This is a genomic window from Methylobacterium sp. Leaf113 (assembly GCF_001423325.1).
In the GTDB taxonomy this organism is placed as follows: domain Bacteria; phylum Pseudomonadota; class Alphaproteobacteria; order Rhizobiales; family Beijerinckiaceae; genus Methylobacterium.
Genome location: NZ_LMNJ01000034.1, coordinates 1 through 12,166, shown reverse-complemented (window position 1 = coordinate 12,166; position 12,166 = coordinate 1). Strand labels below are relative to the sequence as shown.

General features: G+C 69.5%; 10 protein-coding genes. 7 read left to right on the top strand and 3 right to left on the bottom strand.

Annotated features, from left to right (window positions below; translation table 11 throughout):
* Nucleotides 1-23 precede the first annotated feature (23 nt).
* On the top strand, nt 24-1,868 hold the full coding sequence (lpdA, locus tag ASF60_RS16675) for a dihydrolipoyl dehydrogenase (protein WP_056187391.1): 1,845 nt from the start codon (nt 24-26) through the stop codon (nt 1,866-1,868).
* A gap of 155 nt (nt 1,869-2,023) precedes the next feature.
* The gene (locus ASF60_RS16670) at nt 2,024-4,294 is read left to right on the top strand and encodes an NADP-dependent malic enzyme (RefSeq protein WP_082508021.1); all 2,271 of its coding nucleotides are present in this window, start codon (nt 2,024-2,026) and stop codon (nt 4,292-4,294) included.
* Between the two features lie 118 nt (nt 4,295-4,412).
* Here ASF60_RS16670 and ASF60_RS16665 read toward each other — a convergent pair whose 3' ends face one another.
* Complete coding sequence (locus ASF60_RS16665) at nt 4,413-5,345, bottom strand: LysR family transcriptional regulator (RefSeq protein WP_056187388.1); 933 nt, start codon at nt 5,343-5,345, stop codon at nt 4,413-4,415.
* Nucleotides 5,346-5,439: 94 nt separating this feature from the next.
* Between ASF60_RS16665 and ASF60_RS16660 the strand changes: the two genes are divergently transcribed.
* Nucleotides 5,440-6,468, top strand: a complete 1,029-nt coding sequence (locus ASF60_RS16660) for an NAD-dependent epimerase/dehydratase family protein (protein WP_056187980.1) — start codon at nt 5,440-5,442, stop codon at nt 6,466-6,468.
* 10 nt (nt 6,469-6,478) lie between these two features.
* Here the strand turns inward: ASF60_RS16660 and ASF60_RS16655 are convergent, their stop codons facing one another.
* A complete protein-coding gene (locus ASF60_RS16655) occupies nt 6,479-7,039 on the bottom strand; it encodes a L,D-transpeptidase family protein (protein WP_056187385.1) in 561 nt (186 codons plus the stop codon).
* 353 nt (nt 7,040-7,392) lie between these two features.
* Here ASF60_RS16655 and ASF60_RS16650 point away from each other — a divergent pair, with 353 nt between their 5' ends.
* Nucleotides 7,393-8,079, top strand: a complete 687-nt coding sequence (locus ASF60_RS16650; RefSeq protein ID WP_056187383.1) for a response regulator transcription factor — start codon at nt 7,393-7,395, stop codon at nt 8,077-8,079.
* 24 nt (nt 8,080-8,103) lie between these two features.
* On the opposite strand, the gene ASF60_RS16645 is transcribed toward ASF60_RS16650, so the two are convergent.
* Complete coding sequence (locus ASF60_RS16645; RefSeq protein ID WP_056187380.1) at nt 8,104-8,334, bottom strand: hypothetical protein; 231 nt, start codon at nt 8,332-8,334, stop codon at nt 8,104-8,106.
* A 207-nt stretch (nt 8,335-8,541) separates the two neighbouring features.
* Between ASF60_RS16645 and ASF60_RS16640 the strand changes: the two genes are divergently transcribed.
* The 3 genes from ASF60_RS16640 to ASF60_RS16630 are packed head-to-tail and all read left to right on the top strand — an operon-like array spanning nt 8,542 to nt 11,697.
* Nucleotides 8,542-8,730, top strand: a complete 189-nt coding sequence (locus tag ASF60_RS16640) for a ribbon-helix-helix domain-containing protein (protein ID WP_056187375.1) — start codon at nt 8,542-8,544, stop codon at nt 8,728-8,730.
* A 20-nt stretch (nt 8,731-8,750) separates the two neighbouring features.
* On the top strand, nt 8,751-11,132 hold the full coding sequence (locus ASF60_RS16635) for a PAS domain-containing protein (protein WP_082508042.1): 2,382 nt from the start codon (nt 8,751-8,753) through the stop codon (nt 11,130-11,132).
* Nucleotides 11,133-11,136: 4 nt separating this feature from the next.
* Complete coding sequence (locus tag ASF60_RS16630; protein ID WP_056187371.1) at nt 11,137-11,697, top strand: GAF domain-containing protein; 561 nt, start codon at nt 11,137-11,139, stop codon at nt 11,695-11,697.
* Nucleotides 11,698-12,166 lie beyond the last annotated feature (469 nt).

Below are 12,166 nucleotides of genomic sequence, written 5' to 3'. Positions count from 1 at the left end.
GACCCAACGAGTGAGGTGACCTGATGAGCAGCAACGACGTCCACCTGCCGGATATCGGCGACTTCCAGAACGTGCCCGTGATCGAGGTCAGCGTCGGCCCCGGCGACGTGATCGCGGTCGACGACGTGATCATCGTGCTGGAATCCGACAAGGCCACCATGGACATCCCGTCCCCGGTGGCCGGCACGGTGGCCGAGGTGCGGATCAAGCCCGGCGACAGCGTCAGCCAGGGCGACCTGATCCTGGTGATGGCCGAGGCCGCCGGCACCGGCGCGCCGAAGCCCACGGTGACCGACACGACGACATCCGGTGCCGCGTCCGCCTCCCCGGGCGGCCACGCCCCGGGCGAGGGTCAGGCCGGCTACGGCTCCTCGGCCACCGCGACCGGCGGAGCGGCGCCCGCCCCGGCTCCGAAGGGCGCGGCCCCCGTGTCCGGCGAGGAGATGCGGGCCCAGGTGCTCGTCATCGGCGCGGGTCCCGGCGGCTACACCGCCGCCTTCCGGGCGGCCGATCTCGGCCAGTCGGTGGTGCTGGTCGAGCGCTGGCCGAATCTCGGCGGCGTCTGCCTCAATGTCGGCTGCATCCCGTCGAAGGCCCTGCTGCACGCCGCCAAGGTCATCGACGAGAGTCACGCCATGGCGGCGCACGGCATCAGCTTCACGGCGCCGCAGATCGACATCGACAAGCTGCGGGCCTGGAAGGACGGGGTGGTCAAGCGCCTCACCGGGGGCCTCTCGGGCCTCGCCAAGCAGCGCAAGGTCACGGTGGTGATGGGCGAGGCCCGCTTCGTCTCACCGCATCAGGTCGCGGTGGAGCACGAGGGCCGGACCCGCGTGATCGGTTTCGACCACGCCATCATCGCGGCCGGCTCCGAGCCGGTGCAGATGCCCTTCATCCCGCATGACGACCCGCGGGTCATCGACTCGACGGGGGCGCTCGAACTCGACGGCGTCCCGGGCCGCCTGCTGGTGATCGGCGGCGGCATCATCGGGCTGGAGATGGCGACCGTCTATCACGCCCTCGGCTCGAAGGTGACCATCGTCGAGCTGATGGACCAGATCATCCCCGGCGCCGACCGGGACCTGGTCATGCCGCTGATGAAGCGCATCCAGAAACAATACGAGGCGATCCACCTCAAGGCCAAGGTCACCGCCGTCGAGGCCACGTCCGAGGGCCTGAAGGTCTCGTTCGAGGGCGGCAGCGCGCCGGCGACCGACACCTTCGACAAGGTGCTGGTCTCGGTCGGGCGGCGCCCCAACGGCCATCGCATCGGCGCCGAGGCGGCGGGGGTCGCCGTCGACGCGCGCGGCTTCATCGCGGTGGACCGGCAGATGCGGACCAACGTGCCCCACATCTTCGCCATCGGCGACGTGGTCGGCCAGCCGATGCTGGCCCACAAGGCGACCCACGAGGGCAAGGTCGCGGCGGAAGTCGCCGCCGGCAAGCCCAGCGCCTTCGACGCCAAGGTCATTCCCTCGGTGGCCTATACCGACCCCGAGGTGGCCTGGGTCGGCCTGACCGAGAACGAGGCCCGGGCGAAGGGGATCACGCTCGGCAAGGGCGTCTTCCCGTGGGCGGCCTCCGGGCGTTCGCTGGCGCTCGGGCGCGAGGAGGGCCTGACCAAGGTGCTGTTCGATCCCGAGACCGACCGCATCCTCGGCTGCGGCATCGTCGGCCCCTCGGCCGGCGACCTCATCGCGGAGGCGGCGCTGGCCATCGAGCTGGGGGCGGATGCCGAGGATATCGGCCTGACCATCCACCCGCACCCGACCCTGTCGGAGACGATCGGGCTGGCGGCGGAGGCCTTCGAAGGCACCATCACCGACCTCTACATGCCGAAAAAGGACGGGCCGAAAAAGGCTCACTGACCGCCTGCGAACCGCGCGGCCCCGTCTCCGGGGGCCGCCCAGGCGACGACCCGACCCCGGGCCACGCGGACCGGGAACGGCCGGCCGATGCCCGGACGAGGCACGCGCCGGCCCCGTCGCGGACCCCTTAGCAACCGATCTGTGGAACGAACACCATGAGCAAGGACACCGACCTGCGCACCGCGGGCGCCGCCGCCAACGCCGATGCCGGCACCGAGGCCGCCCTGACCCGGGCCGCCCTCGACTACCACCGCTTTCCGACCCCGGGGAAGATCGCGGTCCAGCCGACCAAGGACATGAGCACCCAGCGCGATCTCGCGCTCGCCTATTCCCCCGGCGTCGCGGCCGCCTGCATGGCCATCCACCACGCGCCCGACGAGGCCTACAGCCTGACCTCGCGCGGCAACCTCGTCGCCGTCATCACCAACGGCACGGCGGTGCTGGGCCTCGGCAATATCGGCGCGCTCGCCGGCAAGCCCGTGATGGAGGGCAAGGGCTGCCTGTTCAAGAAGTTCGCCGGCATCGACGTGTTCGACATCGAGATCGACGAGACCGACCCGGAGAAGTTCATCGAGACCGTCGCCCGCCTGGAGCCGACCTTCGGCGGCATCAACCTCGAGGACATCAAGGCCCCCGAATGCTTCGTCATCGAGACGAAGCTGCGCGAGCGCATGAAGATCCCGGTCTTCCACGACGACCAGCACGGCACCGCCATCGTCGCCGCCGCCGCCCTGATCAACGCCCTCCAGGTGGTGGGCAAGCCGATCGAGACGGCCCGCCTCGTCTGCTCGGGCGCGGGCGCCGCCGCCATCGCCTGCCTCAACATCCTGGTGGGCCTCGGCCTGCGCAAGGAGAACATCGTCGTCTGCGATTCCCGCGGCGTGGTCTCCACCGACCGGATGGCCTCCCTCGACGCGCAGAAGCGCGCCTATGCCCGCGAGACCGAGGCACGCACCCTCGGCGATGCGGTCAAGGATGCCGACATCTTCCTCGGCGTCTCCCAGGGCGGCGTGCTCAAGCCCGAGATGGTCGCCAGCATGGCCGACAGGCCGATCATCCTGGCGCTCGCCAACCCCGACCCGGAGATCCTGCCGGCGCTGGCCAAGCAGGTGCGTCCGGATTGCCTCATCGCCACCGGACGCTCGGACTACCCGAATCAGGTCAACAACGTCCTGTGCTTCCCCTTCATCTTCCGGGGCGCCCTCGACGTCGGCGCCACCGAGATCAACGAGGCGATGAAGCGCGCCGCCGTGCGCGCCATCGCCGACCTCGTCCATGCCGAGCCGTCGGATGTGGTCGCGGCGGCCTATGGCGGCCACGAGCTGCGCTTCGGGCCCGACTACCTGATCCCGCGCCCGTTCGACCCGCGCCTGATCACCACCGTCGCCCCGGCGGTGGCCCAGGCCGCCATCGACAGCGGCGTCGCCACCCGGCCGTTCCAGGACGTCGAGTCCTACCGCCGCTCCCTGGAGCGCCTGGTCTACACCTCCGGCACGGTGATGCAGCCGGTCTTCGCCGCGGCCTCCGAGACGGGCCTGAAGCGGATCGCCTATGCGGAGGGCGAGGAGGACCGCGTGCTCCGCGCCGCCCAGGTGGTGGTCGACGAGCGCCTCGCCACCCCGGTCCTGGTCGGACGGGCCGAGACCATCGCCCGGAAGATCGCCGGTCTCGGCCTGCGCATCCGCATCGGCACCGACGTGCACGTCGCCGAGACCGCGCCCGAGACAGCGCCCGAGACGGCGTCTGAGGCCCGCGCCACCGTGCAGGCGGCCCGGCTCCTCGCCGCCGGCGCGGTCGACGGCCTGCTCTGCGGCACCACCGGCACCTATCCGGCCCACCTCGCGGAGGTGGCCGGGGCGATCGGCCTGAAGCCGGGCGCGCAGGGGCTCGCCGCCATGGGCCTGCTGCAACTGCCCCGGCACACGCTGTTCATCTGCGATCCTTACATCCACCGCGACCCGAGCGCCGCGGAGATCGCCGACATGACGGTGCAGGCCGCTGCGGAGATGCGCCGCTTCGGCCAGACGCCGCGCGTCGCCCTGGTCGCGGCGTCGAATTTCGGCAGCATCGACGATCCGGTGTCGCGCAAGATGCGGGAGGCCCTGGCGCTCATCCGCACCCGCGCGCCGGATCTCGAGATCGACGGCGAGATGTCGGCCGACACGGCGCTCAGCCGGACGATCCTGGGCCGCCTGCGGCCGGATTCGGCCCTCACCGCCGAGGCCAACCTCCTCGTCATGCCGAACCTGGAGGCGGCCAACATCACCTTCAACGCCCTCAAGGTGGTGGCCGGCCAGAGCGTCTCCGTCGGCCCGATCCTGCTCGGGGCGGCAAAGCCGGTCCACATCCTCACCCCCACCGCCACCGTACGGGGCATCGTCAACATGACGGCCCTGACGGCGGTCTCCGCCGCCGTGGCGGGCTGACCGGGCATCCGGCAGCCGGGGTCTTCGGCAGGACAGCGCCGCTCCCTCTCCCCACACAGGGGAGGGGGACGCGGTCCGCCGGCAAGGGTGTGGCGAACACGCGGGGGGGGCGCCTCGATCAGGACCTCGGCGACCGTCTCGAAACATCCCGCTCCGGGCCGTCCAGATACGCCTTCAGCCCCCCGGCCAGATGATCGAACAGGGCGCGGATGCGGCGCGTCGTGCGCAGGTCCTCGTGCATGACGAGCCAGATTCCGACCTCGGCCAGGACGATCTCGGGCAGGACCGGCACCAGATCCGGGTCGCGCCGGGCGATGCCGTCCTGGCAGTAGCCGATGCCGAAGCCGGCGCGCAGCGCCGCCAGCAGGCCGAGATCGTCGGCGCAGGAGAACGCGAAGGTCAGGTCGTGGCCGAGGCTCGGGCGGACCCGCTCGGCATGGGCCGCGCGCCCGATCAGGCTGTGCCGGCCGAGATCCGCCGCCGAGGCCGGAACGCCGCGCCGGGCGACGTAGGCGCGGTGGGCGTAGAACCGGATCGGCGCCGTGCCGATGCGCCGGGCCACGAGGGCGCTCTGCGTCGGGGCGACGTTGCGCACGGCCAGATCGGCATCGCGGCGCAGCAGATCCTCGGTCCGGTCGCTCAAGGACAGTTCGAGGTCGACCCCCGGATGGGCGTCGTGGAAGCCTGCCAGCAGGGCCGGCAGCACGGCGCCGCCCAGGAAGGTGCTGGCGGTCAGGCGGATGCGGCCCCGCATCGCGTCGGGGGCGCCCGAGGCCCGCCGCATCAGCGCGGCCGCGGCCGCCGCCATCGCTTCGGCCTGGGGCAGCAGGTCGAGGGCGCGGTCGGTGGGCCGCAGGCCGTCGCTCGACCGGGTGAACAGGGTCAGGCCCAGGCTTCGCTCCAGGGCCGCGATCTGCCGGCCCAGGGTCGGCTGGGTCAGGCTCAGCGCGCGGGCCGCGCCCGACAGGCTGCCCGCCTGGACCACGCCGAGAAAGGCCCGCCACAGGTGCCAGTCCGGATCGGCGTTTCGGTGTTCCAAAGGACCATCCATGCATTTTCGTATGGCAGGTCACTACCTTTCGGCAATGGGCGTAGAGCCTCGCCGCCTGCATCCTCGCGTGGATTTCGACAGAGGAGTGAAGGCGATGACGGAGCGACTGGCCCTGGTCACGGGGGCGACGGGGGGCATCGGCGGGGCGGTGGCGGAGGCGCTGCTGCGGCACGGCTGGCGGGTACGCGGCCTCGCCCGCGACCCGGACCGGGCCAGACTGAGCGGGCCGGAGGGCCTCGACTGGGTCGCGGGCGACGCCCTGCGGGAGGCCGACCTGGTGCGCGCCGCCGCCGGCGCCCGCGTGCTGTTCCACGGGGCCAACCCGCCCGGCTACCGCAACTGGCGCGGCCTCGCGATGCCGATGCTGGCCCACGCGATCACGGCGGCACAGGGCGCGGGGGCGCGGCTGCTGCTGCCGGGAAGCCTCTACGTCTACGGCCCGGATGTGTTCACCCCGAAGGGCGGCGCCCGCCTCGGCGAGGACGCGCCCCGCCATCCCCGCACCCGCAAGGGGGCCGTGCGGGTCGAGATGGAGGCGATGCTCGCGGCGGCGGCGGCGGAGGCCGGCCTCGCCTCGCTGGTGGTCCGCGCCGGCGACTTCTTCGGCCCGCGCGCCCCGAGTTCCTGGGTCACCACCGTGCTGATGCGGGAGGGCCGACCCGTGCGCCGGGTTGTCACCCCCGAGGTGCCGGGCGCCGGCCATGCCTGGGCCTACCTGCCCGATCTCGCCGAGACCTTCGCGCGCCTCGCCGACCGGGAGGCCGACCTGCCGCGCTGCCTGAGCCTGCACTTCCGCGGCCATCACCTGCACGGGCGCGGCATGGCCGATGCGGTGGCCGATGCGGTGGCCGAGGCGGTGGCTGAAGCGGCGGGCCGGGCGCATGGCGCGCGCCCGCCGGTCCGGCCGTTCCGGTGGCTGCCGGTCTATGCCGGGGCGCCCTTCGTCACCTTCCTGCGCGAGGTGATCGAGATGCGCTATCTGTGGTCGACGAGCCTCGAACTCGACAATGCCCGCCTCGTCGCCCTTCTGGGGGAGGAGCCGCACACGCCCCTCGCCATCGCCGTGCGCAGCAGCCTCGCCGCCCTGCAGGCCCGCGCCGCCCGAGGTGCGGGGTTCACTTGATCCGCCAGGATCAACCGATCCACAGGTGCGTGCGCGGGCCGATCCGGCGCAGCAGCCGGACCAGATCGGCGCGCCGGAGGGCGACGCAGCCCTCGGTCGGCAGGAAGCCGGGCCGCGCCACGTGCAGAAAGATCGCCGAGCCGCGCCCGCGTCGGATCGGCCCCCGGTTGTAATCGAGGTCGACCACGAGGTCGTAGAGTCCGTCCTCCCGCCATAGCCGCTCGTGCCCCACCCCCGGTGCCGGCAGGGCGATCGGCCGGTTGTAGCGCCGGTCGCGCGCATCGTCGCACCAGCCGTCCCCCGGCGCGCTCGGCGCCAAGGGGAGGGGACTCGCCGGGCGGCTCGCGAAGTGATCCGGCCGGTAGACACCGCCGCGCAGGCGGAAGCGGCCGCGCGGGGAGGCGCCGTCGCCCTCGCGCTTGGTTTGGGTGATCCCGGCCCGCCCGAGGGCGCAGGGGACGATCGCCCCGCCCGCCAGGAGCTGGCCCCGGCTCCGGTCCGTGACGAGGGCGCGCACGCGCAGGTGTGGCAGGGCGACGCGCTGGGTCGTTCGCTTCGGGGGGCGCTTCATCGGCCGCTTATCGCGTGCCCGCCCGCAGGCTGCCAATCGAGTTTTTCGCCGGGGCTGGGCGGCCGGCCGGGCGATTCCCCGATGCGGAGCGCCAGACGCTCCGGTCCGGCCCCTGAAACTTTCGGCCGCGCCGCGCCGTAGGGGCCGGATAGACTGCGCACAACCGTATTGTGCGCAGTTGAGATTGTGGGCTAAGTGTGCACGGTGTGATTTACATAAGGCATGACGATGCCACCGTGTCATCATCGTTGCCTTGGAATGTGCTTGTGTGCCGAAGCCTCGGCGTCATCGTTCGTCTGCAGCCCGACAACCGCAGACGAACCCCGCGAAACTGCCTGAAAGTCCTTCGGTCGATGCCGAACACCCATCGCCTTCTGATCTGTGACGACGACGCCTCGCTGCGCGAGACGCTGATGGAACAGCTCGATCTCTACGACGAGTTCACCGTGCTGACGGCGGTGGACGCCCAGAGCGCCATCGCCCGCGTCACCGACGACCGCATCGATCTCGTGGTGATGGACGTCGCGCTGCCCGACATGGACGGGCGCGAGGGCGTGCGGGCCATGCGCCGCGGCGGCTATCGCGGCCCGGTCATCATGCTGACGGCGCAGGATTCCGAGGACGACACCGTCGAGGGCCTGGAAGCGGGCGCCAACGACTACGTCACGAAGCCGTTCAAGTTCGCGGTGCTGCTCGCCCGCATCCGCGCCCATCTGCGCAGCCACGAGGCCAGCGAGGACGCGGTCTTCCAGATCGGTCCCTACACCTTCCGGCCCGGCGCCAAGCTGCTGGTGGGCGAGCGCGGCTCCAAGCTGAAGCTCACCGAGAAGGAGACCGCGATCCTGCGCTTCCTGTATCGGGCCGGGCGCGAGGTGGTGGGCCGCGACACGCTGCTGGCCGAGGTCTGGGGCTACAACGCCCAGGTCACCACCCACACCCTCGAGACGCACATCTACCGCCTGCGCCAGAAGATCGAGCCGAACCCGGCCCTCGCGGCGATTCTCGTCACCGAGGGCGGCGGCTACAAGCTCCTGCCGTAGGAGCGCTCCTCCAGCCCGATCCTCTCACGGGCATTCGCCGCGGATGTATCGCTCCGCGAGGGCAGCGAGTTCGGCCCGTCCCTTGATCGCGCGCACGCGATGCTGCCGGCTCAGGCTGCACAGAACCTGAACCGACACGAGGTCGTCGTCAGACCCAAGCTGGAAAGCAGCGTCGGCCAGTTCGCGTGCAAATCCCTCGTCCTCAACGATTCCTCTCAGGATCACGTCCATTAAGTTGCGGATTGCGTCGGACACCGGCGAACCTTCCTAGGTCGAGTTCGCCAAAGAACATGGCTTCTTCTTTTAACCTAGATCACAACGACGTGATGTCACGCGATACGGTTCACGCTGGTCTCTCAGGGACTGGCTCAGATCACGCCCGGGCTGGTCCGAAGGGCCGTCCATCGCGTCGCAGGTGTCGAATAGGAAACACCCCGCCGAGGAAGGATGCTATCGAGGGTTATGCCCGCCAAGCACTCCCGCCACATCGCGCTGACCGAGCCGCTCGCCGCGTGGGTCGATGATCAGGTCATGCGCGGAGAATATGCCTCCGCGAGCGACCTGATCCGCGCGGCCGTGCGCCTGCTGCGATCCCATCAGGAGACGAAGGACGTTCAGCGGATATCGCCGGGCCCATCCTCGAAGCCATGACCGAGCTCGACCGCCCGTCCATGAGCGCAGAGGCTGGCCTTGCCCGTCATCCTGGCGAGGCGCGCTACCGAACGCTGTTCGATTCCATCGAGCAGGGGTTCTGCGTCATCGAGTTCCTGGACGGTCCCGAAGGACCGTTGAGCGACTACATCCACATCGAGGCCAACCCGGCCTACACCGCGAATTCTGGCATCCCGGATGCCGTCGGCAAGCGCCTGCGTGAGATCGTCGGCGCCGAGGCCGACGAGTGGGTGCACCGCTACGCCGAGGTCTTGAGGACCGGCGTGCCGATCAAGTTCGAGCAGCACCTGGTCGCCACGGGGCGGGACTTGGCCGTCACCGCGCATCGCGTCGAGCCGGCCAGCCTGCGGCAGGTCGCGGTGCTCTTTTCCGATATCACTGCACGACGGCAGACCGAACTCGCCCTCCAGCGAAGCGAGCAGACCCTCGCTGCATTGATCCGCAGCTCCTCCGAGGTGCGCTACCGGATCAACGCCGATTGGACCGAACTCGACCAGCTCGCGGGCGGTAACTTCATCCCCGACACCTCCAGCGCGAACCGGAACTGGCTGGACGAGTACATCCCGGCCGCCGACCGGGAAGCCGTCCGGGCGGAGATCGCACGGGCGATCCGAACCCAATCGACCTACTCCATCGAGCATCGGGTCAATCAGGTCGACGGCACCATCGGCTGGGCCTTTTCCCGCGCGGTGCCGCTGCTGGATGCCGAGGGCAACATTACCGAGTGGTACGGCGCGGCGTCCGACATCACGGCGCGGCGTAGGGCCGAGATCGCCCTGCGCGAGTTGAACGACACGCTGGAGGCGAGGGTAGCCGAGCGCACCGCCAAACTCCGCCTCTACGGCGATCTCGTCGAGGCGAGCGTCGCGCCGATCTGCGCCTTCGATACGGAGTTCCGCCTCATCGCCTTCAACCAGGCGCACAGCGACGAATTCCACCGGATCTTCGCCTACCGTGTTCAGCTCGGAGACGTGTTCCCGGACCTCTTCCCGCCCGACCAGGCGCCCGTCATGCGCAATCTCATGGAGCGGGCGTTGACGGGGGAGGCCTTCTCGGTGACCGAGGAGTTCGGCGACCCCGACCGGGTCAAGCCTTACTGGGAGGTGTCCTACTCGCCGCTGCGGGATGATGCCGGTCAGGTCATCGGCGCATTCCATTACGCCCGAGACATCTCGGCCCGCCTGCGAGCCGAAGCGGAACTGACGACCACGCAGGACACCCTCCGACAGTCGCAGAAACTCGAAGCGGTGGGCCAGCTCACCGGCGGCGTCGCTCACGACTTCAACAACCTGCTGACCGTCATCAAGTCGTCCACCGATCTGCTCAAGCGGCCCGATCTCTCCGACGAGCGTCGTGCCCGCTACATCGGCGCGATCTCCGACACGGTCGAGCGCGCCGCCAGACTCACCAATCAGTTGCTGGCCTTCTCACGGCGGCAGCCGCTGACGCCGGAGGTCTTCGACGCCTGCGAGAGCCTACGCCGGACCGGCGAGATGATCCGCACGCTGACCGGCTCCCGCATCAGGATCACCACCGAGCTTTCCCCGGCCCCCTGCTACATCAATGCCGACATGAGCCAGTTCGACACCGCGCTGGTCAACATGGCGGTCAATGCCCGCGACGCGATGGACGGCGAGGGGGAACTGACGGTCGCCGTGCGGCCCGTGGAGCAGATCCCCGTCATCCGAAGCCATCCCGCGCAGAACGGGACGTTCGTATCGGTCTCGGTGACCGACACCGGAAGCGGTATCGCCCCGGAGCAGATGGAGCGGATCTTCGAGCCGTTCTTCACCACCAAGGAGGTCGGCAAGGGCACCGGCCTCGGCCTCTCCCAGGTCTTCGGATTCGCCAAGCAATCGGGCGGCGACGTGGATGTGAGCAGCCGGTTCGGACACGGCACGACCTTCACCCTCTACCTGCCTCGGGCCGAAGGCGGAGCCGGGGTGATCGACTCCGTGGATCCGGATGCGCTGCTGTCGCCGCTGGGCTACGGACAAGGCATCCTGATCGTCGAGGATAACATCGAGGTCGGGCTCACCGCGACCCAGCTTCTGGAAGACCTTGGTTGCCAGACGGAGCTTGTGGTCAGCGGCGAAGCGGCGCTGGAGCGGCTTCAGACCGGAACGGAGACGTTCCGCGCGGTGTTCTCGGACGTGGTGATGCCCGGAATGGGCGGCCTCGAACTCGCCAAAGCGATCCGCAGCGACTTCCCCGGGCTGCCTGTGGTGCTGACCTCGGGTTACAGCCACGTTCTTGCCGGGCAGAACAACCATGGGTTCGAGTTGCTGCAAAAGCCCTACTCGGCCGAACAGGTGGGCCGCGTCCTGCGCCGCCTGATCGGTTCGCCCTCCGGGGCTGCCGACAGCCGACGGAAAGATTGACCGGATGAGCAACGACCGTGACCCGGTGGCCGCTATCGGCAACCCCGACCGCTTGGCGGTGCTGGATGCCTACGCGATCCTCGACACCGATGCGGAAGCCAGCTTCGACGGGATCGTGCTGCTCGCCCGTTCGGTCTGTGCGGTCCCGGTGGCCCTGGTGAGCCTCGTGGCCGCGGACCGGCAGTGGTTCAAAGCCCGCTCCGGCTTCAAACCCTCTGAGACCGATCTCAGCGCGTCGGTCTGTGCCCATGCCCTGGGGCGCCCTGGATTGCTGGTGATCCCCGACCTGACCAAGGACGAACGGACCTGCGCCAATCCCCTCGTCACGGGCGAACCGGGCATCCGCTTCTACGCAGGCGCCCCCCTGACCTCGCCGGAGGGCCAGACCCTGGGCACGCTGTGCGTCATCGACACGGTGGCGCGCCCGGGTGGCCTGAACGAGGAACAGACCGAGTGCCTGAACGCCCTGGCGAAGCAGGTGATCGGACTGCTCAACCTGCGAAGGGTCGTGGAGGTTCGCGACCAGGAAATTCGAGCTTTGAAAGCAGCGTTGGCCGCCGCTTGACGCTGCGTGGACCGTAGGTCTTCCGAGATTTCGGTTCCTGACTGTTCCAAACTGCCCGTCCCCACACATCCGCCTTCGAGCGCGATACGAATTTCTCGCGACGACGTGGACGGGGTCGGACGCAGCGGATTCGCTCTAAGAATGGGTCAGGTGGATTTTCGCCGGTCTTCTCCCGATCGATAATCTAGGTAAGTAGATATCGCCATCCCACCCGCTCGCAACCTAAGCAGAATTGCCTAGCTTCTTGCGCATGACGATATTAAACGGCTTGAAATCGGCAGCTTCGAAGAAATTCCGTGCGCTCTCATTGAAAGCCCATGTATCTAGGGTGTGAACCGAACCAAGACGTTGCGAGAATTCTGGTTTTGTGATTCAGAGCCGCCGTTTGCAGCACGGAGGCGGCGATGGCGGACCTGTTCTGGCGCCGCCGTTTGCAGCACGGAGGCGGCGATGGCGGACCTGTTCTGGC